This window comes from Pseudoalteromonas sp. S3431 (genome assembly GCF_000690035.1).
Classification (GTDB): Bacteria; Pseudomonadota; Gammaproteobacteria; order Enterobacterales; family Alteromonadaceae; genus Pseudoalteromonas; species Pseudoalteromonas fuliginea.
Genome location: NZ_JJNY01000004.1, coordinates 46,881 through 73,861, shown reverse-complemented (window position 1 = coordinate 73,861; position 26,981 = coordinate 46,881). Strand labels below are relative to the sequence as shown.

Below are 26,981 nucleotides of genomic sequence, written 5' to 3'. Positions count from 1 at the left end.
CTTTGTGGATTGAAATTTGTTCAATCTAGGGGCGATTTAATCGCGGCGCGAGGTTTGTAACCTAACGGGTTAAGTAAAAATCGAGTAACAAAGAGTTAATTGTCCCTAGAAAGAACCCAAAGGGCAGCGCATGTTTGGCATTTATGCTGCGTTATCGCCTATTTATGGGGAATAACCACACATCATAGGCTCTGCCTTGCTCAAATACCAAACATACTGCTGCAAATTCACTCACGAAAGGTCAACACGCCCTAGGTAACTGAATCAAATACAGAAACCAATATTGTTGCTGTCATTAAGAGGGGGATATAACTTAAATACGAAGTGGTTTTTTATATTTTTAAGGGGGCTGTACCCCCAAGTTTAGCTTAAAATTTTAATAGCGGTAATGAGCTATTTTTTTGATCTGTCCAATGTACTAACTCAGTTTTTGGATAGGATTTCAACGGCGATAAATCACTTACCTTAATAGCATCCAAAAATAGTTGATTACTTGTTAACACAACCCACTCCGAACCTAAAGCGGTGAGCTTTGTTGAATTATGTTTAAATTTTATTAATGCTTTTGCAAAGTTAGTACTATGCGCTTGGAGTACTGGTAGTAAATCTATATGGTTATTTGATATATGGATAACTAAAATACCGTTTTCACTTAATCGTTGCCAGTAAAGCTCAAGCGCTTCCTGAGTTAATAGGTGTGCGGGAATTACATCACTAGAAAATGCATCAATAACTAAGGCATTCATTAAAGGGGCATTGTTTTTAAGCTCGTTTACTAATGAGACTCTGCCATCACCAATGGTTACATTTACTTTAGCTTGGGTGTTTTTAAGATAATCAAAATATGTATTAGCCATTTTGTATACTGCGGGGTTTAGCTCATAAAAATGGACTGTATCGTGCTTGTCAGCCAGGCTAGCCAATACTCCTGCACCTAATCCTACGACGCCCATGCTGAGGTTTTCTTGGCTTTTAAGTATCGCCAGCGACTTAGCTACGCCAGTGTGCTGATGATAGTAACTGTTAGTGAGTGAATTTTGACCATGTAAAGGCTGCGAACCATGAATTGTGGTGCCATCAATTAAACGTCTTTGTGCAAGCTCTGCAGTATTGATATCTTTTACTGTGAGGTAGCCATAAAAATTTCTTTGTGATGCAACGTTATATTGATTGAAACTAAAATAAAGAACGAGATAACAGCCACACCACAGAGCTGATGCGCCGATTAGCAGCGTATTTATTTTTTTTAATTTAGTTATTTGAATGTAGCTAATGAGAGTAAGTAGTACTGCCAAGCTGACTATATATTCGGTGATTTGTTCAAATAACACCGGAGCAAGTAACGTGGTAAATAAGCTGCCAAGCGCGCCACCTAAAGCAATATACAGGTAAAAGTGTGTTAGTAATGTGCTTTGTGGTGCAAGTTCTCTAAGTTCACCGTGGCAAATCATGCAGCCAGTAAATAAAATAAAGCTATAAATTATAATTTGTGAAACAGCGTTAAATTGGCTCCCTAAAAAGTACATTATCAACCCTGCAAACGCGCTTAATATAAAAGCATATACCCAAACAGAACGATTATAGTTGCTTTTATTGGCAAACGTATAGCTAAAAGTCACTAAATAGATAGTAAGCGGCATAACCCATACAAGTGGCATTGGTGGGATATTAGTACTGATCATTTGTGTTGTCGCAATTAACATGATTGAGCTTGTCGCGGATAAAATAATCCAAAGTACATTTGGTTTTTTTGACATTTTTTGTGTAAGCGGTAACGGTGATTTATTTTTTTTGGTGCTCATGCTCAATAGCTTATAAGCTAAACTGATTAATAGCATGCAGTAGATAAGCAGCCCGATTTGCCAGTAATCTTTTTGTTGCTGTAGTGAAAAAAACACCTCAAATATAATTGGGTAGCTTATTAAAGCTAATAAAGAGCCGAGGTTAGAAACCGAATACCAATGATAAGGCACTGTATTTTCACCGCGCTCTATGTACCATCGTTGCATAAGCACACTTGTGGCACTTAGCAGCATAAATACTAAGCCAATTTGATTCAGCAAGTTTGCAATCACTGACCAGTAGGGGGTTAAAGTAAAATTAACTTGGAACTTGTTAAGGCTAATTAAGCTTGCTAAAACAACAAGCGAAATATGGATTACCATTTGTTTTTTTAGTGGATAACGAGTTAAAAAGTGTGCGTAAAAATAGCCAAGTAATAAAACAGTTTGATAAAAAAATAGACTGGCAGACCACACCGATGCGCCGCCCCCAAATTGAGGTAACAGCTCTTTAGATAACATAGGTTGAATTTGAAATAGCAAAAAAGCGCTAACAAAAATGGTTAAGATAAATAAGATACGAAGCATGGATTTTAATTGTTAATGAATAATGCGAGCAGCATTGCGGATAACAGATTAAGCAGCAATGGAATTACCCTAGAGTTTCTCTTAAGAAAACCTTAATATATGATTTATAGTAATTTATTGGAGTAGCCAGTGGGCCGTTTTGTAATAGGGGAATTTGCTATAGATGTAAGCCGCTGTAAAATATCATCAGCTGACACAGAGCAAGTCGTTGAACCCAAAGTAATGGATGTACTGCAATATATGTATTCACATCGGGGCTCTGTGGTTAGCCAAGAACAAATTTTTTCAGCCGTATGGCCAAATGCTACATTTAGCCCCAGTTATGTGCAGCGCTGTATTGCATTGCTTAGAAAAGCATTGGGTGAAGATTCAAAAAATCCACGATATATTATTACTCATCCAAAGCGAGGCTATAGCCTTGAAGTAGCTGAGCCTCAGCCTAATAAACCCAAGCGTATATACTTATCAGCGTTGGTAATTTTAATGGTTACACTGGGTGGGATCGCAAGTTGGCTTTACCCCGATACACCGCAAGTAAAGACACGTTTTACCAAATTGATGCCTATTTCTTCGAGTGAAGAAAATGAATCGAGCATTTCTTTGTCACATAATGGTGAGTATATAGCCTTTGTGCGTGGTGATAAGTCAAAGCAAGCTATCTGGTTAAAAAACTTACGCTCAGGAAAAGAAGTTAAATTAACACAAAAGCAATCAACCTATCACAGCCTAGGGTGGAGCAGTGATGACAGTGAAATCGCATTTGTGAATCAGGATGATACCCAGACATTGGGGTATTTCACTTTAGACAAGCTGACATTACAATCGGCAAACTATAGAACAATTTATACTTTTAAAGACTTTAAGATTACGAGCCAGCAGTTAGAGTGGGCGAATAACAATCATATTTATTTCATTGAAAAACGCCAAAGCGATAATCATACTCAACTAAGTACAATTGATTTAATAACCCAAGAAAAGCGTGTTATTAAGGAAGCTGCGGGGCAAGATTGGATGATGTTACATGCATTATCACCGAGCCAGAAGTCTATTGCTCTAGCTTCTGAATCTGGTCAAAACCAATACAGAATTGATTTGTTCGACATTGAAACAAGCTTGACTAAAACATTAGCAACGGTTGAAGATGGAGTGCAGGGGTTGAGCTGGCACCCCAATGCACAACAATTATTGATTAGTAATAAACATCAACTTCAGCTATTAAATTTACAGGGGCAACTGACAAAGTTGGCGTTTAATAACTACCACATTATTAGAGACGCGCATTTCTCGTTGTCAGGTAACGACATTTTAATGGAGTTAGTAAAGGTTGATGTGGATATTATTCGCTCAACTCGTCAAGAACCAACGCAATTTGAAACGCTTGTAGATACCTCATCAGTTGACTTTTTACCGGTGTACTCTCCCGATTCGTCTAAATTTGTATTTGAATCTCACCGATTTGGTACAAAGCAATTATTTTTGTATGAGAATGGGACGCAAACGCTGATTTTTTCTAACCCAAACAATGAAGAATTATTTGGTATCGTGTGGTCAAAAGACGCAGAAGAAGTGATCACTGCCAGTAAAAATACACTCTTTAGAATTAATCTAAAAGAACAAAGCTTTGATAGTATTCCTCATTCCTACCATTCATTTTATCTACGAGAAATGTATCACCACGAAGCTGCTATTTTAGTTTCTTATCGCGCTGCAGACGGAGTTACTTTCCATCCTGCTAAATTTGATTTAGAGACGCTTGAATTAACACCATATACAGGTTCAGGAAAGCGCTTGGCGTGCTATGCAATGGATATTGATGAACAGGATCTGGTTTACTTTTCTAATGAAAAACAAGTGTTTAGGATGAACGAAAAAAACGAGCTAGAAATTATTTGGAAATCACCAGCAAAAGAGATTATTGGTTTGGCCGTTCACGAAACGGTTATGACAGTAACACTTGCAGATAAAGACGGGTATGAGATGAATGAAATAGACTTCAAAACAGGAAATAGTAAGGCGATCTTTAAAGGCAAAGATGATGGAAAAATGTTAATAAACGCATCTCATGACTTTCAGCAGTTTCTTTATTTAACAGTGCCGAAAAGAATACGTACCTTAGTGCGCTTAAATTAACAGCTTTCATGAATGAGTAGCCGCTAATTTATGATTATTAAAGTGAGATTTTATGAATAATAACGCTAAACAAAAAGCAACACTCGCAAGACTAGAGCGTTTTAGTCAGATCACAGATAGTAGTATCCGAATTCCCTTTACCAATTTTAAATTTGGGGTTGAAGCAATAATTGGTATTGTGCCAGTTATTGGTGATTTTGCAGGCTTAATCTTATCAAGCTATGTATTATTTGAGGCTCAAAGATTAGGTGTAAGCTGGCATATCAAATTTCGTATTTTACTAAATATAGCAATTGATTTTATTGGCGGGTTAGTTCCTATACTTGGTGATATTTTTGATGCCTTTTTTAAAGCAAATCCGCGTAACACCTGCTTGTTAAAAAATCATATCAAAAAAATATGAAATTAACTTAATATAGTATTCAGAATATGAGCTTCGCGTTGAAGCTGTTTATATTAAAAATTTAAATAAAATTGATAACTTTTCTTACGTATTGTCCATTCACTTGCCTGTAACATATTGGCAGCAAAATGTAGCGGCTATTCCTAAGACGTAATTATAAACGATTAGTTTTTTACAAAAAAATATACACAACTTATAGAATAAATCGTCAATGTTTAGAAGTTTTTCTCATTAATGAGTTTATTTTTTCGCAATTGATTTATTAAACTCTTCAACAAGGGTTATTTTGAGGAATTATCTTCATATCAAGCAATGCTAAAGTGGTTTATATTCATCAATAGATGAATTAATAAGCAGAGAGCATTATGACAGCCAAAGCAGGCAGACCCAAACAAGATGACCCTAACCAAGAATCAGCCAGACAAAGCCTGATTGACGCCGCCAAAATTTGTTTTTCAGAAAAAGGGTTTGATAACGTTTCAACGCGAAAGATAGCTAAAGAAGCGAATGTAGACGCTGCAATGATTCGCTATTATTTTGGTTCAAAAGCAGGTTTGTTTGAAGCCGTAATGCAAGATACATTAGCGCCCGTGATAGCGCAATTTCAGCAAGATTTGACTCCAGATGCACAGCTCAACCCATTACGACTAATGCAGACCTATTACCGGATGATAGCAGCAACTCCGATGCTACCAAAACTGATTTTACATGTACTAGGGCAAAAGGATAATCCGCAAACTTTCGCTATTTTAATTAGTGTTTTTGATAACATTTTACGGTGTTCCGAAAGCTGGATAAAAGCATTTGAGCAGCAGGGTCACCTTAATCCAAATCTTAATACAGATTTTATACGTTTAAGCTTTATGAGTTTAATGGTGTTTCCGTTACTAGCTCCTGAATATGTACAAAAGCAACTAGGTGTTGAGATAAGAGAACGCTGGTTAATGGGACTGGCGGAACATAATCAGACTCTTTTAGAACAGGGGTTGTTTAACTTTCCAAATAACCAAAGTGATGACAATGAGGAGGGCGGATCATTATGAAAATGTGCTTGTTATTGTTATTTATAGGTCAACTTTTTCTATCTGGTTGCGATACGCAAGATATTGATTATGCAATGGGAACTGTAGAGCGCGACAGAATTAAGCTTTCATCCCCTGCGTCAGAGCAGATTGTTGATATAAAGGTACACGAAGGGCTTGTTGTTCATCAAGGAGATATTTTATTACAGCTTGATACAGTGCGTGCGAATGCACTGGTTTCTCAACGAAATGCCGAACTAGCACAAGTAAGTGCGGCATTGAGTTTACTAAATGCTGGTACTCGTGTTGAGCAATTAAATGCGGCAAAAGCAGCCCTAGATGCTACACGTTCAGACAGTAAAGAAGCTCTGCATCAGTATCAACGTATTATTAAACTTTATAAAAACCATGCTGTTGGTACTGCTGATATGGATGTAGCAAAAGCAAAGAGAAATAGTACCAAAGCTAAACAAAATCTTGCTCATGCGCAGTGGTTAGAGTTAAAAAATGGCGCGCGTCAGCAAGATTTGTCACAAGCTCAGGCTCGAGTGGACGCTGCAAAATCGGCTTTATTATGGCAACAAAAAACAGCAGAAGACCTAACTATTAAAGCACCTGTCGATGGCATTATTGACAGCCTACCTTGGTATAAAGGTGACCGTGTAATTACAGGGACGGAACTAATGAGTGTTTTAGCTATTGCTAAGCCTTATGCCAGAGTTTACTTACCTGCATCAGCATTGATGAAGGTTAAGGTAGGTGATCCAATTGATGTATTTGCTGATGGAATTAATACACCTATTAAAGGACGAGTACGCAATATTCGTTCACAACCTGCCTACACTCCATTTTATGCTTTAAATGAACGCGATAGAGCGCGATTAATGTACTTGACTGATATTGATCTTTTGCAAGCAGAAAGCTTACCCACAGGGCTTGCTGTTGAGGTGCATATACCATGAGTAACTATGGAAATATTGTGTCTGAAACAGTTGAGCATGCAATACAAGCTAAAGGTTTAAGTAAACGTTTTGGTGATAAACTAGCTGTGAATAAGCTCGATTTAAATATTCCAAAAGGAAGTATATATGGTTTTTTAGGACCTAATGGGTGTGGTAAGTCGACCAGTATTCGTCTATTAACCGGTTTATTAACGCCGACAGAGGGAGACGTTACTATTCTAGGAAAGCCATTATTAGGTAATGAAGAGTTGTTTAAAAAGCGTATAGGTTATATGACGCAAAAATTTTCCTTATATGACACTTTAACAGTAGAAGAAAACTTAAATTTCGTTGGTTCAATTTACAGCTTTTCAAGACAGCGTAAGAAAGTTCGGGTTCAAGAGTTACTCCACTTATATGGCTTAGAACAACAGAAAAATCAACTTGCAGGCTCTATGAGTGGCGGACAGAAGCAACGTTTAGCACTTGCTTGTGCAACTTTACATTCCCCTGAACTCTTATTTCTTGATGAACCAACTTCTGCTGTCGATCCTCAAAATCGACGTGAGTTCTGGGAGCGGTTATTTGATTTGTGTGATGTAGGAACCACTATTTTGGTATCTACGCATTACATGGATGAGGCCGAACGTTGTCATGCACTGGCTATCTTAGAACAAGGTAAAAAGCGCGCTGATGGTTCCCCTCAAACATTAATGGATGCAATGCCAGCGCATGTTGTCGAAGTAAGTGGAGACAAATTAAGAGAGTTAAAGCATACACTCATTATAAACTCTAACGTCTTGTCAGCGGCTCAAATTGGTGCACACCTTAGAGTATTAGTAAAACATTGTGTACAAGACCCATTAACGTTTATAGCAAAATTTAGCAACAATCGAAAAGCACTAATCGTTCGCCCAAGTCTTGAGGATGTTTTTGTCGCCTGTACTGGAGGTAGAAATGTGGACTAGAATTTATGCGATTTTTATTAAAGAATTAAAACAACTATCTAGAGACCGAATGACTTTTGCTATGATTTTGATGATCCCATTAGTACAACTAATGCTATTTGGTTATGCAATTAATACTGATGCAAGGCATATCCCGGTTGCGCTCGTGGATTTTAGCCAAACATCACAAAGCAGAGCCATTGAACAAGCAATTACGGCTACTCAATCGGTTAACTTTGTTGCACGATATAATTCAATCGAAGAAGCTGAGCAAGCAATTATACAAGGCAAAATTAAAGCGGTATTATATTTACCAAGTGATTTGACTCGGCGGCTATTTGAGCATTCTCTTTATAATCATCAACAAATTAATTCGTCAATGACTAGACCTATTGGGCAATGGATAGTGGATGGTTCTGATACGGTTATTTCATCTGCAATTAGAGGGCTACGTAATATGCCGTTGGATGAGATAAGTAATCGGCCTATTATTCAAAAGGCTCCCAGTTTTGCTGTGGTTCAGTATTTTAATCCAGAGCAAAGAACAGTGGTTAATATTGTTCCAGGTTTAGTGGCTGTTATTTTGACAATGACAATGATTTTGTTTACTTCATCGGCAATCGTTCGTGAACAAGAACAGGGAAATATGGAGTTTTTAATAACTACTCCGGTGCGGCCGATTGAGTTAATGGTTGGTAAAATAACTCCTTATGTGTTCGTTGGGTTGATACAAGTTGTTATTATTTTAAGCGTTGGTTTTTGGGTTTTTTCTGTCCCAATTCATGGAGGGATACTTTCTTTGCTAGTAGGATCTATTTTATTTATTGCAGCAAGTTTAACATTAGGGTTAATGATTTCAACGATAGCAAAAACGCAATTGCAAGCTATGCAAATGACTATATTTATTTTACTACCCTCTATTCTGCTATCAGGGTTTATGTTTCCTTATGAGGCGATGCCTATTGTTGCACAATGGATTGCTGAGGCGCTTCCTGCAACTCACTTCATGCGAATTATCCGTGCTATTGTATTGAGAGATGCAAGTATTTTAATATTAGAATATGATGCTATTTGGTTAGGGGTATTTGTCTTCGTTGGGTTAATTATTGCTTCGTTGCGCTTTAATAAAACATTAGAATAGGGAAGTTTCTCCAGAACTATTATATGGATTCACATAATTAATCAATTCGTTCTACACAATAGAGTTTAGATGAGCACTTATGTATAGCTCTAATTGCTTTTTATGTCGCTGGTCCAGCTGTTTTGTAGTCATAATTATTTTTTATTAGTGCGTAAGCTCTCCTGACCGTTTTGTTAGTAAACGTAGTTAGTGCTGAAAATAGCTGCTCGAGATAGATTTATTACCCAGAGTTCAGGTTAACTATTATGTTGTCAGGAAAAGGTGCTTTACATACTTGAAAAACATCTTTGCTAAATCAATAGCCAGTACATTATGATATTTTAATTTACTTTTCTCTAGCTATGCACTTTTAATAGTAACTAGTCAGATTTATGCGTAAATAGCTAGTTCATTGCAAGTAAATTCAATGCAGTTAGTCGAAAATAGTTGCTTGAGATAGATCTTTCCAGTGTTCAGGTTATTCATTTTCCCAAATATGTATTACTTAGTGAGAAATTTAAATGCATTTATTTATTGGAAACAAAAATTACTCTAGTTGGTCGCTCCGAGCTTGGTATTTGATGAGTAAATTTAATATACCGTTTGAAGAAACTCAGCTGGTACTCGACACTCCTGGTTTTTACAATGAGCTAAAAAAGACCTTTGCTGTGCAAAAAGTTCCAGCGTTAATCGATGGTGATTTACAGGTTTGGGATTCACTAGCAATTTGTGAATATATTAACGATGCTTACTTATCTGGCGCTGCATGGCCAAAATATATTACCCAAAGAGCTAAAGCGCGTGCGCTAAGCGCTGAAATGCATTCAGGCTTTATGGCGCTGCGCAGCGAAATGCCAATGAATATAAGAGCTACCCGTAAAGTAGACCTATCGAGCGAAGCATTAAAAGACATAGCCCGTATAGACGAGATATTTGCACAGCAACAAGATGTGTTTCCAAATGAGTGGTTTTTTGGTGACTTTAGTATTGCTGATGCCATGTACGTCCCTATTGTATTGCGTTTAAAAACGTATCAAATTACGTTATCGCCAGAGGCGCAACAATATTGTGACTTTGTTATGTGTTGCCCAGTATTACAAGTATGGATCACTCAGGCATTAACCGAAACCGATATTGTAGAGTGTGATGAAGCAGGAACGCCTGTATAATTATTGTTTTTCATATGGCATGTTCTATGCTTTAAAATCATAAGTTTAAACTAGGCAGCTCATGTATCTAAATCACCCAAGGTATGGCAATAAACCGATAACTACCAATACCTCAGTGACAATAGAGGCGATAGAGAATGCGCACTGGCGTTACTCGAGGCTTAAATACTTCCCTAATACGGTAATATTGGCTGATATAAAAAAGCAAAACTATGCCATTGACCCTCGGGCACTTTATGTTGATATTGAAGAGAAGTGCGAAAGTTGCTCTAAGGTATTTATTTTTTTTGATCAAGAGCAGCAATATTGGTTTGAGGTACTTGATTTTTGGGTCGATTCACACTGTACACGTTGTTTTGAATGCCGTAAGCATGCCAGATATATACTAACTCTACGTAAACGGTACGATATGTTAACTAGCTTAGCCAATAAAACCTCAAGTGAAAAAACAGAGCGTAAAGAACTTGCCAATACGCTTTACTGTTTAGGTATTATTAAAAATATCAATAAAGTGAAAGATTAATCCGCTTATATTTTACTATCACGCCTTATTTTTACTTTAGTTGTAAAAGCCCGTACAATTCGTCTCGTTTTTAGTGCGCTAATATGGCGCTGTAACCGAGACGAATTAATCAATTTTTATGCATCAAATAGCTGATCTAATTTCAATTTTTGAGCGCACTTTTTATCAAAGTCACAATACACGATTGATAAAAGGCGATTGTGAGCCTGTGTATTTACCAGCAACAGAGCAGGTGCCATATCACCAAGTTGTATTTGCGCATGGTTTTTACGCCAGTGCATTACATGAAATAGCACACTGGCTGGTGGCCGGTGATACACGTCGGTTATTAGAAGATTACGGCTATTGGTACTGCCCAGACGGGCGCGATAAACAAAAACAAGCTGAGTTTGAAAAGGTAGAAGTAAAGCCTCAAGCTATAGAGTGGTTATTAAGCACCGCAGCAGGGTTTAATTTTAATGTGTCGGTGGATAACTTAAACGGCGAGCAAACGTGTCGGTTTGATTTTCAGCAGCGAGTACATGCACAGGTATTATCGCTAATCGAAAATGACTTTAACTCCCGTACAGAGTCACTTTTAAAAGCACTGTGTGATTTTTACAATACACCGTGGCCCTTAACAGCGCAGCAATTTAATTGGCAACACCCAAAGGAGCTTTGTAATGGCGTTTAAATTAGGCTTAATTGTAAACCCTGTAGCAGGTTTAGGCGGCACAGTTGCCTTAAAAGGTAGTGATGGCGCACACACAGCCGCTAAAGCAATTGAATTAGGTGCAGAACCCAAAGCAAATAGCCGAACAAAAGCAGCGCTTGAGGTGCTATTACCCTATAAAGAACGCTTAACTATTTACACCGTTAACGGTGACATGGGTGAGCAAACAGCAAAAGCCTTGGGCTTTCATGTAGAGGTTGTATACAACTCTAAAGCAATAACAACCCCAGATGACACAGAACAAGCCGCAAAAGTACTTAAAGACTTTGGTGTTGATTTAGTTTTATTTGCTGGAGGCGATGGTACAGCGCGTAATATTTGCCATGCAATAGAGGATACCATTCCCGTACTTGGTATTCCTGCAGGTTGTAAAATTCATTCTGGTGTTTACGCTATTACGCCAAAGGCTGCAGGGCGCGTAGTCGAAATGCTGGTTAAGGGCGAGTTAGTTACCTTAGCCGATGCAGATGTAATGGATATAGATGAAGATGCCTTTAGGCAAGGCACAGTAAAAGCCAAACGCTACGGCGAAATGCAAACACCTAGCGAAGTACGCTATATGCAAGCGGTTAAAAATGGCGGTAAAGAAACCGACGAACTTGTACTTGCCGACATTGCAGCGCATGTTGTATCGCAAATGGATGAAGACACATTTTATATTATGGGTAGCGGCTCAACTGTTGAAGCCATAATGGAAGAAATGGGGCTTGAGAATACGTTACTTGGTGTTGATTTAATAAAAGATCAAACCTTAGTTGCCCAAGATTTAACGGCTAAGCAATTGCTTGAGCTTACACATGATCAAAGTACTAAGTTAGTCATTACGCTGATTGGCGGGCAAGGGCATATATTTGGCCGTGGTAACCAGCAATTGAGCCCTGCGCTTATACGTGCAATTGGCAAAGAAAACATTATTGTAGTAGCAACAAAAACAAAACTACAAGCGCTTAATAGTCGCCCCCTTATTTGTGACACCGGCGATGGCGAATTAGATGATGAATTAACCGGTTATATTAAAGTAACCACCGGATTTAACGACCATATTATGTATGCAGTAGGGCACCACAACATTGAAAATACAGGTGCTTTGCAAAACCAGGAGATTAATAAATGAGTTTAGTGAACTATATCGATGCAGCCCAGCAGTACTTCGATGATTTAGTAATAAAAGCAACTGACGATGAGTTATTTGCAGGCGGCTATTTACGAGGCCACTATGATCTTGCAGTAGGCTATGCCGAAGTAGAAAAGCTAACAATTAGTATCGATGAGCTAAACGAAACAGTAGAGCAAAGCTTAGTAAAAGCATATCGCAACGGCGAGCTTAACGAAGAAGACAAAACATTAGTTGCACGCTTGTGGGATGAAGTTAAAGCCCTCGCTTAACCCTAAGTGGCACAAAAAACACGATTTGTTTATCACTATCGTGTTTTTTTGTGCCAAAAATTTTTAAAGTAAATTTTCATGTTAATTTACTGTTTCGTTTTTGTGCGGTATTGTTACTAAAATAAACTTTAGGAGCGGTAAAAATGAATAATAATCAAGACGCTTTACCTTCAGGGGTCGTTGCGCGTTTTTTAAATTTTGTTGAGCGGGTTGGGAATAAGCTTCCAGATCCAGCCGTAATATTTCTATTTGCAATGTTATTAATTTGGTTTTTGTCGTGGTGGTTTTCAGGCGTAAGTTTTGATGCAATAGATCCACGTACCGGTGAAGCGATTATTATTAATAATATGCTGGCAAGTGATTCGCTTGCTACCTTTTTATCCTCTATGGTAAAAATTTTTACTGGCTTCGCTCCCTTAGGTGTCGTTTTAGTAGCTATGTTAGGTGTCGGTGTTGCAGAGCATTCGGGCTTTATTAATACTGGTCTTAAGTTAATGCTTAAAGTTACTCCTAAAAAGCTATTAACGCCTTCAATCATTTTAGTGGCCATTGTGAGCCATACCGCTACTGACGCAGGTTATGTATTAGTTATTCCACTTGCAGGTGTTATATTTTATGCTGCAGGACGTCATCCGCTTGCGGGTATTGCAGCTGCATTTGCAGGAGTCAGTGGTGGTTTTGGGGCTAACTTTATTCCATCGGGTATTGACCCATTACTACAAAGCTTTACCCAAAGTGCGGCGCAAATAATTAATCCTGCAATGACAATTAACCCGTTAAATAACTGGGCATTTGCTTCAGCATCTAGCTTATTTATTGTGGCATTAGGCTGGTACATTACCGATAAAATTATTGAACCACGTTTACAAAAAACAGCGGTTGATGGTGCTAAAGAGGATTTACCTGTATTTGAAGATGCACGTAGTGATGAAAAACGTGCCTTTTATATAGCCAGTACCGTGATGATTGCAGGACTTGCGTTATTAGCATTTGTCTCTGCTCCAGACGATTCTGCAATGCGCAGTAGTGACGGATCCCTTACTAATTTTAGCTCTCCTTTAATGCAATCAATTGTACCACTAATATTTTTACTTTTTTGGATTCCAGGCACTGTATATGGTTTTACGGTAGGTACCTTTAAAACTTCAAAAGATATGATTGATGCAATGAGTAAAGCGATGAGCGGCATGGCATATTATATCGTCATGGCATTTTTCTGTTCGCTATTTATTGCTGCATTTAGTAAATCAAATTTAGGTGCACTGCTCGCAATTGAAGGTGCGCAGTTATTAAAGGCGATGGAATTGCCAAGTGCAGTAACGGTTGTAGGCATTATCTTTTTAACTGGCTTTGTTAACTTGTTTGTAGGTTCAAGTTCAGCAAAATGGGCGTTACTTGGCCCCATTTTTGTACCAATGTTAATGCAACTTGGTATTTCGCCAGACTTAACTCAAGCCGCTTATCGTGTAGGTGACTCAAGCTCTAATATTATTACACCGTTAATGCCATACTTCCCATTAGTGGTGGTGTACTGTCAAAAGTATGTGAAAGGCACAGGTATAGGCACTTTAATTGCTATTATGCTACCGTACTCAATCGCCTTTATGATTGGCTGGAGTATCTTTTTATTAGGTTACTGGGCACTTGGTATTCCTTTAGGTTTAGATGCAAGCTACATTTATCCAGCATTGCCTTAACCTAAACCTTTATGAACCTCACTCACTTGAGTGAGGTTTTTAAATAAAAGTCCTGTAATGTAAAAGTAAGTTTAAGTTACCTTTCTAAATCTCTCACTATATAGCCAAATAAGCTGGTCTCACCAACAATATACACATAATCATTTTTATTGTTCATTATTGTAGACTTATCGTCATACCACCTAAAATCATGAATTTTATTCGTTTTAGGGTCTTTGAAGTATAAACGAGTACAGCTATCTTCATACTCAGTGCCACACTCTTGTACATCGGTCAGGATGTATTCTTTATACCAATAGTCGCCTTGCGTGTAGTAAGCCCATAATTTAATAGGATCAGAGATAAAAACATAGAGTATTCCAAAGATTAATAAAGGGGATAATGGGTACATGAAAATGAATGCTAATTTTATTTTAGTATCTGAGAAATTGTATTTAAGTGATTCTCTATATTTACTGCAGCGTTTATATTTATTGAATATAAGTATATTTAAATAGATAAATAGTGCACAACAGATAATAGGGAGGGTTATAAAGAAAACAACGTCGTATAGTTCATTTGAGATGAATGGTGGATCTGTAAAGTCCATTAAAATAGGTATAGTGATGCATAATAAAATGGGGAGTACTATTGCTACAAGGAGCAAGTTGTCGCAGATCTTTTTCAATTTTTAATTCGTCCGTGAACTATAGCCTTTGTCTAGTTTACAGAATTTTTGTTATTTTAAAAATCAGAGAAATGTATTTATAGGCATTAAGCAACCCGAACTCAGGCTAAAAAAACTATCTCAAGCCGCTATTGAATTGACGCGGAAGTTTACTTTTTTTCACTGTAGCAGCTTAAAAACAAAAAAACCTTGTCACTTTCGTGGCAAGGTTTTTTTATTAAAGAGTCGTTGCTTATTTAGCTGTGAAGCTTACAGGGCGACGTTCTTTACGAGGACCGCTGCGCTTATCACCGCGTGCGCCGTCATCTTTATTAAAGCTGCGTTTCTTATCACCAGCTGGACGCTCAGAGCGTTCGCCACGTGGTTCAGCAGGGCCTTGATCAGTGGTAATTGTTAAGCCCATAGGGCGTTTACAAATAAACACTTTTTGGAAATGATCAAGTACATCTTTAGGCATGTTTTGCGGTAATTGAACCGTGCTGTGATTGTCGTGTAGACGAATATCACCAATAAACTTGCTTGAAATGTCAGCTTCGTTAGCGATAGCGCCAACAATGTTTTTAACCTGAACACCATGTTCACGACCTACTTCGATACGGTAAGTATCCATAGGACCTGCATCACGGCTGTTACGTTCGCGAGGTTTACGCTCAGCGCGTTCACCACCACGTTCGCCGCCACGTTCGTTACGACGTCCACGGTCACCACGGTCGTTGCGTGAATTACGGTCGTTACGCTCGTTACGTTCACGAGGTTGAATCTTAACTTCTTCAACTTTAATTGGCGACTGTTGCTGTGCTAAACACAGTAACGCACCCGCTAAGCTTTCAAGAGGAAGGTCAAGTTTTTCAGCCATGTTAGTAGCTACTTCATTGAAGAACGTGATGTCTTTGTTTTCAAGCGCAATAGTTAATTTTGCTTGTAACGCTTCGATACGTTTTTCTTCAACAATTTTTGCTGTAGGTAATTCAACTTGAGCAATTTCAGACTTTGTATGACGAATGATATTTTTAAGTAAATAACGTTCGTTATGTTTCACGAATAAGATTGCTTTACCAGTACGACCAGCACGACCTGTACGGCCGATACGGTGAACGTAGGCTTCAGAATCTTGTGGGATATCGTAGTTGATAACCAAGCTTAAACGGTCAACATCTAGACCACGTGCCGCTACATCTGTTGCAATAACAATGTTTAGCATGCCACTTTTTAAGCGATCTACAGTGCGTTCACGTGCTTGCTGGTTCATGTCACCGTTAAGTGGAGCAGCAGAGAAACCTTCGCGCTCTAATAACTCAGCAAGTTGTACTGTATCGTTACGTGTACGAACGAAAACAATAGCACCTTCATATTGCTCAGCTTCTAAGAAGCGAACAATTGCTTTATTTTTATGTACGCTTGCATTCCAAAACACTTGCTCAACAGATGATACTGTAGAGTTACGCGCAGAAATATGAACCTGTTCAGGATTGTTCATATATTTGCTGCTGATGTTTTGAATTTGCTTAGGCATAGTCGCAGAGAAAAGACATGTTTGCTTTTCGCGCGGTGTTTTTTCCATGATGTTTTCTACATCATCGATAAAGCCCATACGTAACATTTCATCGGCTTCATCAAGTACAAGTGCTTGTAGAGCATCAAACTTGATAGTGCCACGGTTAATGTGATCGATTAAACGACCTGGAGTTGCAACAATAACCTGAGCGCCACGACGAAGTGCGCTTAATTGGATACTGTAGCTTTGGCCACCATAGAGTGCCAATACTTCAATACCACGAACATGTTTAGCATATTGTTCGAATGCCTCAGCAACTTGGATCGCAAGCTCACGTGTTGGTGTGAGTACAAGGATCTGTGGCTGTTTCACAGACGGGTCAATATTATTTAGTAATGGCAGTGCAAATGCTGCGGTTTTACCTGTACCCGTTTGAGCTAGTCCCAGTACGTCCTTTCTTTCTAGCAATAACGGTATACATTGAGCTTGGATTTCAGATGGTGTCTTGTAACCCAACTCTTCAACTGCCTTCAAAATTGCAGGAGAAAGATTTAGAGATTCAAACGTGACTGGTTCTGACATTAATACGCCTCAACGAATTTAAAGAGGCGCGCATTATATAGGATTCGCGAGGCAAATGCTTGTATAAATTGAAACTAATTTCTATGTGTTTGATGTTGGTCGAAATTTAACCAGATCAATATTGGGTTTATTGATCTGGTTAACATATTTAATACAAAGCTTATTTATACAAGCCTAGGTTTTCTTTTGCGTAAGCTTCAAATTCTGTAAATCCACCAATGTGATTTTGATCCACAAAAATTTGCGGCACTGTTGGGCAAGGTTTGCCTGCTGACTTTTCAAGATCGGCCTTACTAATGCCTTCTTTAATTATATCGATGTAACGAAATTTAAAGTCATCACGTTCATTTGATAGTTGCTCCGCAACATCTTTTGCACGTACACAAAATGGGCAGCCTTCACGGCCAAAAATTACTGTTAGCATAATGCTCTCCTTTATTTGATTGATATCAGTTTAAATGATTAAAAAATATTTTAAAGCGCAAAAAATCGATTGGACTGTTCGAATAAAGCATAAATACAGGAAGTCACCCCAATATGCTTCGCATTATGATTTTTAAAATGCGAATACGGCTAAAGTGTTTTTAATATTAATTTTTAAGTTATTGAATATAGTCAATAAAGAATGTTTATAAATGTGGCATGTAACTTGATTTAAGCTAAGTATACAAAGTTACATAAGATATATATGAATACTCAAAGCCATATTTTAAAGATTATCCAAGGGGTAATAGGTAAATACTGCGAAACACAAGAGCGGTATATGTCAATTACTTTAATCAATGAGCTGCAATGCAGTTACGTATGTTTACATGCGCCTTATGAACACGTTTTAGCGCAATGCGAAAAATTTATTATTCCTGCTTTGAAGTCAGTAAATGATAATTTTGTGCTAAAAGTTAGAGCAAATACCTTAGGAGTTAATGTTTGCTATTGGATAGATGATGCTAACCAAGAAAATACATTTGATGTGCATGGTCTGTTAGTTACCAAACAACCTATTGATTTAGCACTTAAGCTTAATCAAAATGTTGGTGTTTTAACTGATTGCGAAACGTTATTTAAAAGCTGTTCAATAATGTCAGCGCACACTCATGAGCTGTATGCTTTTAATTTTAGATTATACGAAAATACTTGTAATGAATTTCTACAACTCGAGGACTTACGACACTTAAATAGTCATTCTTTAATGCGAAAGCTGGATACTAACTTTTTAAAAAACAGTATAAAACTTTATGCTATTGGTAAAGTTGATGAACTAAATAAAGACATAGAATTATCAGGCAATGTGCTTGGATGGCCCTTTTTTGATACAGACTTGGTCGCTATTCGAACTTCATTGTATGCCCAGAAACGCTTGTCTGTATTAGTTGCTGACGATAGCTTACCAAGTCAAGTAGCGACTAAAGTGATGCTTGAAATGCTCGGTTGTTCGGTAACATGTGCAGATAATGGTGCTAGTGCATTAACGCTAGCTTTAAATAATCAATTTGATTTACTGCTTTTAGATGAATGTATGCCAGAAATATTTGGCAGTGATGTAGCGCAGCAGTTAGTAAGCAAAAGTACTTTAAATACTGATACACCAAAAGCTATCTTGTCGGGTCTCACAGATGATGTTCAAATAGCAAAATTATTTAAAAAAGGCATTACGCATTATTTACAAAAACCAGTCACAAAAGCGGATCTGGAAAAATTTATTAAGCCTTGGCAGCTTAATTAAATTAGCTAGCTAATAAGTGAGTTTTTACAAATGAGTGCAATAAAACTACATAACCTGAACTCTGGTTAAAAGATTTACTAACATATTGAAAACATACTAGCTTAGCTTAGTTAACCATGGCTGCCAAAGCGGGAGTGAGAGCTGAGTTAGTGTGTTTTCAATATGTGTTAATTTTTCAGATGCCTTGTGCATCTCACCTTGCTCTATATTTATTAAATAAAGTTGATATATAGCAAAGGTGTTAGGGACTGTAGCGGTGTTACAAATTTTGTTTAGTGCGTTTAAAGAAACCGCGAATTTTGAACTGTTCCCAGTTTTTCGGTAAATAAATAATGAGATACACAACAAGCTCGGTAGTGCAATATCTTCGTCACTTACTAAGGCAATACTCTGGGCTATAAGTTGCTCTGCAAGTACATAGTTTGCGTTTGTGCAATGAATAGCGGCTAAGTATCCTTTTGATACCGCAACACAGCGATTATACCCAGATAGATTGGCTACGTTTAGTGATTCAGCGCAAAGTGTATACGCTAATTCAATATCGCCTTGTAACAAGTAACACGCGCCGAGCAGCTGTAAAGCGGTACTCTTAAATAGATTCTTTTCTATTGAATCGGTTGTTATATCACATTCGTTTAAGCATAAATTAGCTGATTGGATTGCAGCGTTTATATCACCAGAATATAAATAGAAAAGTGCATTTGTGCTGTAATAGTGAGCCTTTTCTTGGTTCGCGTGTTGTAATGTGGCATTACATATTACTAAATAATGGTGTGATCTTTTAAACTCACAAGAGAATAGTAAAGTAATTGCAGTGCCTAAATTAGCAGAAAACACTAACGGAAGATCATTCACTTTAATTGCTTTATTAAGGCCTTTATCAAAATATTGTAGTGCTTTTTCATATTGACGATGAATAAGCGCGGCATAACCAAGTTTAATATAGAAGTTGGCCACAATAGCGCTTGGTAATGCGGAGTGAAATGTTGATTTAATTAAAGAAATAGCGAGCTTAATTTTACTGCTCATCATTAGTTCATACAAAAGCCCATCGTTATGCAATTCATTTACTAAAATATCTCGGTTCTCTTCACTCGGGTAAATATCCACTTCTGAACGGGCGATCAAGCTTCCTTTTTCACAATTTAAAGCACTTGCAAGCTTATTTAAATTACTCAGACGTATTCTTGTAACTGAGCCATTAAGCCATCGAGTAAGGGTTTTTTCGCTTACACCTATTTGATTGGCAAGCCATAAATGTTTTATCGATTGCTCTATTATATATTGCTGTAATTGCCCTCGATTTAGAAAGGCAGTTTTTGAATTGTTCAATTTTCACTCTTGTAAGTCGGTATTAAATATTTTACGGCTTAGGAGGGATTTCAATTTTGACAAAAGGTTTCCTAACGCAATACTTAAAATGTCCGGTTATGTCCGTGGATTAATTAGGGTACGCTTAATATCATATATTGAACACACCCTTGGAGCAACAAAGTGTCGTTTTAAGGTCAACTCAATATTGGATAATAAAATGAAAAAAATAATCACACTTAGTGCATTCACATTGTTAATGAGTAGTTTTACTACACATGCCAATGAGGCTCAAATAAGAATGGGCGTTGAGCTTGGTACAGGAAAAATAAAAGTAGATAAAGATTTTGCAATTTTAAAAGAAGATTTTGACACCGACGGGTTTTCGCTTGGTTATATACTCGGTTATAAGTTTGAAAACAATGTAGTCACAGAGGCTAATTTAGCCTATACATCAAGTGATGTATTATTTGGTACTTTTGATAGTTACGAAACGTATGAATTTAAGGCAATGATAGGGTATTCATTTGATTTAGTAACACACTTTAGGGTTGTGCCAATGGTTGGGTTATCGCGCTGGGAATTAGACACTAAACAAGGGTTTTTTTTAAACCCAGGCCCTGAGGCAAAAGAGGAATTTTCAGGAACTGATTTTACTTATAAAGTAAGACTTGAAGTACCGCTGGGTGATCTGGTTTTACTTTCACTTTCGTATGCGAGTACTGAAGTTGAGTTCGGCCGCAATGAAACAACTCAATTGGGTGTATTATTTGAGTTTTAAAGCTCGTAGCTAAATGGCGAGTAGCCTCGCCATTACTGACTATGTAGATTGATATTACATAGATTCGAGCGTTTTACCGCGTGTTTCTTTTATGTATTTAACAACAAAAAATATACTTATAAATGCCGATAACGCATAAAAGCCATAAGCGCCAGCAAGGCCAATATTGGCCAGCATAATAGGGAATGTCATGGTAATTGCAAAGTTAGCAATCCACTGCGCACTAGCCGCAACAGCAAGCGCTGCCCCACGAATACGGTTATTAAACATTTCGCCTAATAATACCCACACAATTGGGCCCCAACTTAAGCCAAAAAATACCACAAATAAGTTAGCCATAATAAGCGCAAACGTACCCATGTTATCGCTAAGTGCAAGTTTGCCTGCTTCATCAAGGCCTGCACTGCCAAATATATAAGTAAGCGCGCTTAAGCTGATAAACATACCAATACTGCCTACTAATAGCAGTGGTTTACGGCCAATCTTGTCAACTAGGGCAATGGCAATAAAGGTTGATACAATATTAGTAGTGCCTGCGAGTATATTTATAAATAACGATTGCGACTCGTCAAACCCAGCGGCTTGCCAAAGCTCAGAGCCGTAATAAAATACCACGTTAATACCCACAAATTGCTGAAATACACTCAGCGCAACACCCACCCAAACAATTGGGTGTACTTTTTTACTGTTATCAATAAATAAATCACGAATACTTGGCTTTTTATCGCTATGCAAAGAGCCTTTAACATCGCTTATTTGCGCATCAAGGTTGTCGTTCGAAATTTTACTAAATACCGCTTTTGCATCATCCACTTTACCTTGCGCCACTAAATAACGAGGCGACTCCGGAATAAACAAAACACCCACTAAAAATAACACAGCAGGCACAAGCTCAGCCCAAAACATCCAGCGCCAAGCGGCTATATCAAGCATTAAAATATTTTGCGCACTACCTGCTGCATCAGCAATTAAGTAGTTACTTAAAAAAGCAGCAAATAAACCCAGTACAATAGCGAGTTGTTGTAGTGTAGCTAAACGACCACGAAGTGCTGGTGGCGCAACTTCTGCAATATAAGCTGGCGCTAATACTGATGCAGCCCCAATACCTAAACCACCAAATAAACGGTAAAAAATAAACTCCGCAGAGCTTTCGCTAATGCCCGAACCAAAAGCACTAATGGCAAAAATAATCGCAGTGATGATCATAATTGCACGGCGACCAAACTTATCAGCCAGCGGCCCCGCAGCAAGTGCACCTAGGGCGCACCCTAATAACACAGACGCTACATTAAAGCCCGTAGCCACACTGCTAGAATTAAATGCATTACCTAGCGCCGACACCGTGCCGTTAATAACGCCCGAGTCAAAACCAAACAAAAAGCCACCAATAGCAGCCACAGCCGATATAAATATTACGTAAAAAAGAGAGGTGTGTTCAGCTGTGTTGGAAGGCGGTGTGTGCGTTGTCATTATATGCCCTGAAAGTTAAATTAAATATAAAAGAGCATAATATCGTAAAGCGTTATGGTTGAATATGCTTGTGCGAGTATAAAGGGGTTGGTGAGTATAAATTGAGCCATTTTTAAAGGCTTTAATTTAAAGGTATTAGCTTAAAGGCGTTAGATTCAATACTTTGAAATTAAGTAGCGCCTTTTAAATAACACATGCTGAATTTTAATAAACAATGTGCTTTGTATGGGAAGTAGCTGTTTTGTCCAATATTACTGTTCTCACCCATTTGGGTGTGTTTTTGCAATTGCATAAACTGATATGAGGTTTAGTATTTGTTTACAGGTGGTTATTTGGTGGTTAAGGTAAATGCATTGAATATAGGAACATTGTCGGTCTATAAAACGACAAATATCGTCGATTAAGTTGTTATGTTTACTTCAAGCTCAGAGTGTTAATGGAATATTTATGCCAATAAAAAAATGGATTGTTCAATACGCTATAGCTCTACCAATTATTTTTTCTCTGTTGACAGGCGTTCAATACTTAAAAGGCAGAAGTCTAGAATACTCTATTGAATTCGGTATTTTGTGGGCCTTAGTATCGGTAACCATTTTTGCTATTAGGCGTTTCTACAATTATCGCAAAAATATTAATTGTGCTGTATGTAATGATATACCTAATAACAATCAAGATTCTGGTGGTAGGTAAACATAATAAGTAACAGTTGGCTACGTTTCGCTTCGCTACACAGTTTAGCCAACCATTACTTAGCCTGTTATCTAAGCGTTAGTTTTCAAATAAACTTATGGAGTCAATTTTGAGGTTATTTTGTCTTATTTTAATCATGTTCGTATCTGGATGTGCAAGTATTTATGGGATTACTGGTGCTGATGAAGGAAAAAGAGTCGGCAACTCCTTTAAGTACAATATTATCCATCCGGGCTTGGGTGTAACAATCATTGAACCATATAGTGAAAAATTAATTCCTATAGAAACTATTGGTAAAAGTTCTCCCTCTCCCTTAAACCATACGATAAAATTTGGGACTTCCGAAAATATGCATACGCTAAAGATCGTTGGGAAGTATGAGAAGGACTTGTATCTTGATGATGCATACTATGGTTCTATCTGGAATGGAGATGTACTTGTAAAAAATGGAGTACTATTTATTAATGGTAAAATTGCCGAAAAAATTGAAAACTAACAAGGCAAGTCATCGGAAAAACACTTGCTGGCTGCGCCAGAGCGCTCGCGTTTCCAGCTGCGTGGGACGTTATAAGCACGGATGGATATGAGAGCACTTTATCTACTTTTAATTTTAGTTTCTATAAATATAAGTGCTGATGCTTACTTTCCCAGCTGCTTTGAGTCCTCTACTTTTGAGAGATATGGGAAAAAGCTATTTATTACACCAGATGATTTGTTAAACCGTCCTAATTGGGACTTAGGTGATGGCGAACCACCAATATCAATTGGTAATGCAACAGAAAAAGTTATGTCATTTCTTCGTGATAAATACAGTGTTGAAGACGTGATATTTGCATTTGTTCACCTAAAGAGCCAAGTTTGTTTAATAGACCAGCAAATGCAAATAGTTTGGTTTTACGTTTTCGCTGCTGACACACCAATTAGTCTTGTTGGTATCTCAATGACTGGACGATTGATTGAGGCCGTAGAATGACATTTAAAAGAATATTTTTAGCACTATTTATAGTGCTAAACCCTCCCCAATTCCTTACTTACACCTCAAAGCTCTCAAAGTACTCTTTTTGCAATTCTATAGTAAGCGCTTTAGGGCGAATGCCTTGTACTAAGTTGTATACCTCTTCTTTTGTGTAACCTGCCGAATTTAAAATAAGCGCAGCGACCAAACCTGTACGTCCTGTACCGCCTTTGCAATGTATGGCAATGGTTTGTTTGTGTTGTATGGCCTGTAATATGTCGGTTTTGTGGGTGTTCCAGCTTGATGTAAAAGGCTGCTTGGGTGCTTCGTCGTCATTTATAGGTAAATGAAACCAGGTTATATCATGTTTTTTGCACTCGCTATTAATTGTTTCTACGTTGTTTTTTTCAAGTTCCTGTTGCGGCATAAATGAAAGCAGCATGTGAGTGCCAGCGGCTTTTAATGTATTGATTGAATCCGCTAGGTTTTGTGTTTTTGTGCCAGGGCAGGGCGTAAAAATAATATTTGCGCCGTTATTAAGTGATAAAACATCGTATGGGTGCGCGCTCATGGTAAGTCCTTTATTTTTAATGAATTTGCTTTAATAAGCTCACTATAGCGTGTTTTAGTTACAAGTTTAAGATTGAATAATAAGCATAAATGCTAGATACTGTTTTTATATACAGTTGTGGCGATATTATGAAAAAAGAATTACCAGCAAAATACTATTTAGCGCATTTTAGAGAGCTTATTGAGTTTGTAACTAGTAAATGTATGCATTTACTTGAGCCCAAACACAGCGAATTTATTAGTAAAATTAACCAGCTAGATGAGCAAAGCCAGTGCATGTTGGCGCGTGTGTATTCGCGAAAGCCTTATTTAGTGCAGGCGCAATCGCTTAATTATGAAGAAATAACCTCGCCGCATCAGGCTATTTATACGCTAAAAAAAGCGGGTATTTTATTTGAGCCAAACGAGCAGCATTATTCGCAGCTTTTAGCGCACTTAACCAAACCTTCTTTGGTTGAGTTGCTAAGTAATTACAGTGAGCAAATAAGCTTTAAAAAAAGCGCCGCTAAAGGCGCGCTGGTGGATATTGCGCATGAGTTTTTTAAAGCATGCCCACAAGAGCTTGCGCCACTTTATAGCCAGTACGTAATTAATAACCGCAGTGATTACTACGAGTATTTTGAGTTTTTATTTGCAGGTAAACTAAGCAGTGGTGATGTAAATCATCAAAACCGTTTTGTAATGCGAGACTTAGGCTTAACCGCTACGCGCGAAGGACACAGCGAGAGCTTGTCGCGCTTTGAAACACTAGACGAAGCACAATCAAACTATTTATTAAACCGTTACCGGTTAGCATTTAAAAATATTACAGATGAGAGCGACTATGTTGCTTTAGCGTCGCAGGTTTTAGTGCAAGCTGCACATGGTGCAATTGCCGTTGTATTAAAAAACAAACTATTAGTTAGGCTTTATAGACAGCTAAAAACAGTTGATAGCGAACTTGCTTTTAGTTTACTTGAAGGGTGCGTGGATGATAGCGAAGCACAAGAAATTCAAATAAGAGAGCAATACAGGCTTGGTAATAAAGAGTGGGTAAAAGCTCGATTAGAAGCCATTATCGAAAACCCGCTCACTGATGATTTACTTTATTTTGCTGACGATTTTTTAATGCGTAAGTTTAATAAAAAAACACGTTCGCGTTTAAGTGCCATGCTTGCCGACACTCAGTGCGTGCTAGAAATTGATGAACTGTACCGAGGTGAAGTAGAGCAGGGCGTAAACGATTATTATACTCGCCAAGGTATGCAGGTATTTAATACCGAAAACACGCTTTGGCAAAGTTTGTTTGGTTTAGTATTTTGGCACGAGTTATTTGTGGAGTCGCCTTATCCGCCATGCAATGAGTTTGATATTTATCCGCAAGTATTAAGGCTTGGTAATTTTTATGAAGCGCAGCAAACACAGATAAACGAGCGCTTAGCTCAGTGCAAAACGTCGCAAGCATTACTTAATTTAGTATGCAAAAATGCAGCGCAATACTTTGATCAGCCCAATGGCTTATTTAGATGGCGCAGCAATTTATTAGAGCCACTAGAAGCGCTTATTTTAAACAGCCCACTTGAGGCACTAATTGCGCACTTAACGGCTATGAGTAAACATTATTTACAGCTAAAAGACGGCTACCCCGACTTAATGGTTATTAATAATGGCCAAGTACATTTTGAAGAAGTAAAAGCCCCAGGCGATAAGCTTAGGCGCAACCAACTTACAACTATTGATAATTTAAAAAAAGTGGGCTTTACGGTACATATTGCTGCAGTTAAGTGGTTTGTAGATCCAAACCGTGTTTACAGCGTAGTTGATATAGAAACCACGGGCGGCTTAAAAGGCGGCAACCGAATTACCGAAATTGGCATTGTTAAAGTGCAGCACGGTAAAGTAATTGATACTTGGACAAGCTTAGTTAACCCCGAGCGCCATATACCTGGCTTTATTACGTCATTAACCGGTATTAGCGATAGCATGGTACGCAACGCGCCAGTATTTGCCGATATAGCCAAGCCGCTATTAGATAAACTCGCAGGCAGTATTTTTGTAGCCCATAACGTTAATTTTGACTATGGCTTTATTAAAAAAGAATGCGAGATGGCAGGGCACTTTTTTAAAATGCCAAAAATGTGCACCGTGGTTGAATCGCGCAAAGCGTTTAAAGGCTTAAAGTCGTATTCGCTTGGCAATCTCTCATCGCATTTTAATTTAAATTTAACGAGCCATCACCGCGCATTGGCCGATGCAACCGCTACTGCTGAGTTGTTATTGCTTATTCAGCAATCCCAAATTAGTGAATAAGCAGTAAATCTTGACGCAAGAAGTAGTAT

At 37.9% G+C, this 26,981-nt stretch carries 25 protein-coding genes; 18 read left to right on the top strand and 7 right to left on the bottom strand.

The genetic code is table 11. The features are described 5' to 3' along the window. Nucleotides 1-368: 368 nt before the first annotated feature. Nucleotides 369-2,324, bottom strand: coding sequence for a fused MFS/spermidine synthase (locus tag DO88_RS16810; protein WP_232224768.1), 1,956 nt, complete (start codon nt 2,322-2,324; stop codon nt 369-371). 174 nt (nt 2,325-2,498) lie between these two features. On the opposite strand from DO88_RS16810, the gene DO88_RS16815 reads away from it, so the two are divergent. From DO88_RS16815 to DO88_RS16865, 12 genes are all read left to right on the top strand, one after another. Next, nucleotides 2,499-4,499 (top strand): winged helix-turn-helix domain-containing protein, encoded by a 2,001-nt coding sequence (locus DO88_RS16815; RefSeq protein ID WP_232224767.1) that lies wholly within the window; start codon nt 2,499-2,501, stop codon nt 4,497-4,499. 52 nt (nt 4,500-4,551) lie between these two features. Beyond that, a complete protein-coding gene (locus DO88_RS16820; RefSeq protein ID WP_033037865.1) occupies nt 4,552-4,902 on the top strand; it encodes a DUF4112 domain-containing protein in 351 nt (116 codons plus the stop codon). A 365-nt stretch (nt 4,903-5,267) separates the two neighbouring features. Continuing rightward, nucleotides 5,268-5,945: a TetR/AcrR family transcriptional regulator gene (locus DO88_RS16825; RefSeq protein WP_033037864.1), complete on the top strand. Its 678-nt coding sequence runs from the start codon at nt 5,268-5,270 to the stop codon at nt 5,943-5,945. Continuing rightward, nucleotides 5,942-6,886 carry an HlyD family secretion protein gene (locus DO88_RS16830; RefSeq protein WP_050482411.1) on the top strand — a complete coding sequence of 315 codons (945 nt, stop codon included), beginning with the start codon at nt 5,942-5,944 and terminating at the stop codon, nt 6,884-6,886. The genes DO88_RS16825 and DO88_RS16830 overlap by 4 nt, the downstream gene beginning before the upstream one ends. Beyond that, on the top strand, nt 6,883-7,833 hold the full coding sequence (locus DO88_RS16835; protein WP_050482410.1) for an ABC transporter ATP-binding protein: 951 nt from the start codon (nt 6,883-6,885) through the stop codon (nt 7,831-7,833). Before DO88_RS16830 ends, DO88_RS16835 begins: the two co-directional genes overlap by 4 nt. Further along, nucleotides 7,823-8,953: an ABC transporter permease gene (locus DO88_RS16840; protein WP_033037863.1), complete on the top strand. Its 1,131-nt coding sequence runs from the start codon at nt 7,823-7,825 to the stop codon at nt 8,951-8,953. Before DO88_RS16835 ends, DO88_RS16840 begins: the two co-directional genes overlap by 11 nt. A 500-nt stretch (nt 8,954-9,453) precedes the next feature. Next, entirely contained in the window at nt 9,454-10,101 is a 648-nt protein-coding gene (locus tag DO88_RS16845; RefSeq protein WP_033037862.1) for a glutathione S-transferase family protein, read from the top strand. 61 nt (nt 10,102-10,162) lie between these two features. After that, nucleotides 10,163-10,624 carry a zinc-ribbon domain containing protein gene (locus tag DO88_RS0118135; RefSeq protein ID WP_198022392.1) on the top strand — a complete coding sequence of 154 codons (462 nt, stop codon included), beginning with the start codon at nt 10,163-10,165 and terminating at the stop codon, nt 10,622-10,624. 118 nt (nt 10,625-10,742) lie between these two features. Next, nucleotides 10,743-11,297, top strand: a complete 555-nt coding sequence (locus DO88_RS16850; protein ID WP_033037860.1) for an elongation factor P hydroxylase — start codon at nt 10,743-10,745, stop codon at nt 11,295-11,297. Beyond that, a complete protein-coding gene (locus tag DO88_RS16855) occupies nt 11,287-12,450 on the top strand; it encodes an ATP-NAD kinase family protein (protein ID WP_033037859.1) in 1,164 nt (387 codons plus the stop codon). Before DO88_RS16850 ends, DO88_RS16855 begins: the two co-directional genes overlap by 11 nt. Beyond that, nucleotides 12,447-12,722 (top strand): YfcL family protein, encoded by a 276-nt coding sequence (locus DO88_RS16860; RefSeq protein ID WP_007377754.1) that lies wholly within the window; start codon nt 12,447-12,449, stop codon nt 12,720-12,722. The genes DO88_RS16855 and DO88_RS16860 overlap by 4 nt, the downstream gene beginning before the upstream one ends. A 143-nt stretch (nt 12,723-12,865) precedes the next feature. Beyond that, on the top strand, nt 12,866-14,419 hold the full coding sequence (locus DO88_RS16865; RefSeq protein WP_033037858.1) for an AbgT family transporter: 1,554 nt from the start codon (nt 12,866-12,868) through the stop codon (nt 14,417-14,419). A gap of 76 nt (nt 14,420-14,495) precedes the next feature. Here DO88_RS16865 and DO88_RS19020 read toward each other — a convergent pair whose 3' ends face one another. From DO88_RS19020 to DO88_RS16880, 3 genes are all read right to left on the bottom strand, one after another. Further along, nucleotides 14,496-14,810: a hypothetical protein gene (locus tag DO88_RS19020; RefSeq protein ID WP_232224766.1), complete on the bottom strand. Its 315-nt coding sequence runs from the start codon at nt 14,808-14,810 to the stop codon at nt 14,496-14,498. A 508-nt stretch (nt 14,811-15,318) separates the two neighbouring features. Beyond that, entirely contained in the window at nt 15,319-17,163 is a 1,845-nt protein-coding gene (locus tag DO88_RS16875; protein ID WP_007378970.1) for a DEAD/DEAH box helicase, read from the bottom strand. A gap of 160 nt (nt 17,164-17,323) precedes the next feature. Next, nucleotides 17,324-17,587 (bottom strand): GrxA family glutaredoxin, encoded by a 264-nt coding sequence (locus tag DO88_RS16880; RefSeq protein WP_007585470.1) that lies wholly within the window; start codon nt 17,585-17,587, stop codon nt 17,324-17,326. Between the two features lie 339 nt (nt 17,588-17,926). On the opposite strand from DO88_RS16880, the gene DO88_RS16885 reads away from it, so the two are divergent. Continuing rightward, entirely contained in the window at nt 17,927-18,886 is a 960-nt protein-coding gene (locus DO88_RS16885; protein WP_232224765.1) for a response regulator, read from the top strand. 96 nt (nt 18,887-18,982) lie between these two features. Here the strand turns inward: DO88_RS16885 and DO88_RS16890 are convergent, their stop codons facing one another. Next, nucleotides 18,983-20,218, bottom strand: a complete 1,236-nt coding sequence (locus DO88_RS16890; protein WP_033037855.1) for a helix-turn-helix domain-containing protein — start codon at nt 20,216-20,218, stop codon at nt 18,983-18,985. Between the two features lie 199 nt (nt 20,219-20,417). Between DO88_RS16890 and DO88_RS16895 the strand changes: the two genes are divergently transcribed. Continuing rightward, nucleotides 20,418-20,978 carry an outer membrane beta-barrel protein gene (locus tag DO88_RS16895; RefSeq protein ID WP_232224764.1) on the top strand — a complete coding sequence of 187 codons (561 nt, stop codon included), beginning with the start codon at nt 20,418-20,420 and terminating at the stop codon, nt 20,976-20,978. 54 nt (nt 20,979-21,032) lie between these two features. On the opposite strand, the gene DO88_RS16900 is transcribed toward DO88_RS16895, so the two are convergent. Beyond that, nucleotides 21,033-22,448, bottom strand: a complete 1,416-nt coding sequence (locus tag DO88_RS16900; protein ID WP_033037853.1) for a sugar porter family MFS transporter — start codon at nt 22,446-22,448, stop codon at nt 21,033-21,035. Nucleotides 22,449-22,895: 447 nt separating this feature from the next. Between DO88_RS16900 and DO88_RS16905 the strand changes: the two genes are divergently transcribed. The 3 genes from DO88_RS16905 (at nt 22,896) to DO88_RS16915 (ending at nt 24,111) form a co-directional block, all read left to right on the top strand. Further along, entirely contained in the window at nt 22,896-23,138 is a 243-nt protein-coding gene (locus tag DO88_RS16905) for a hypothetical protein (protein ID WP_024599791.1), read from the top strand. Between the two features lie 109 nt (nt 23,139-23,247). Continuing rightward, complete coding sequence (locus tag DO88_RS16910; protein ID WP_226929071.1) at nt 23,248-23,634, top strand: hypothetical protein; 387 nt, start codon at nt 23,248-23,250, stop codon at nt 23,632-23,634. A gap of 87 nt (nt 23,635-23,721) precedes the next feature. Further along, entirely contained in the window at nt 23,722-24,111 is a 390-nt protein-coding gene (locus tag DO88_RS16915; RefSeq protein ID WP_157600354.1) for a hypothetical protein, read from the top strand. Nucleotides 24,112-24,169: 58 nt separating this feature from the next. Here DO88_RS16915 and DO88_RS16920 read toward each other — a convergent pair whose 3' ends face one another. Then, complete coding sequence (locus tag DO88_RS16920; RefSeq protein ID WP_033037851.1) at nt 24,170-24,664, bottom strand: phosphatase domain-containing protein; 495 nt, start codon at nt 24,662-24,664, stop codon at nt 24,170-24,172. 89 nt (nt 24,665-24,753) lie between these two features. Here DO88_RS16920 and DO88_RS16925 point away from each other — a divergent pair, with 89 nt between their 5' ends. After that, on the top strand, nt 24,754-26,952 hold the full coding sequence (locus DO88_RS16925) for an exonuclease domain-containing protein (RefSeq protein WP_033037850.1): 2,199 nt from the start codon (nt 24,754-24,756) through the stop codon (nt 26,950-26,952). The last annotated feature ends 29 nt before the right edge of the window (nt 26,953-26,981 follow it).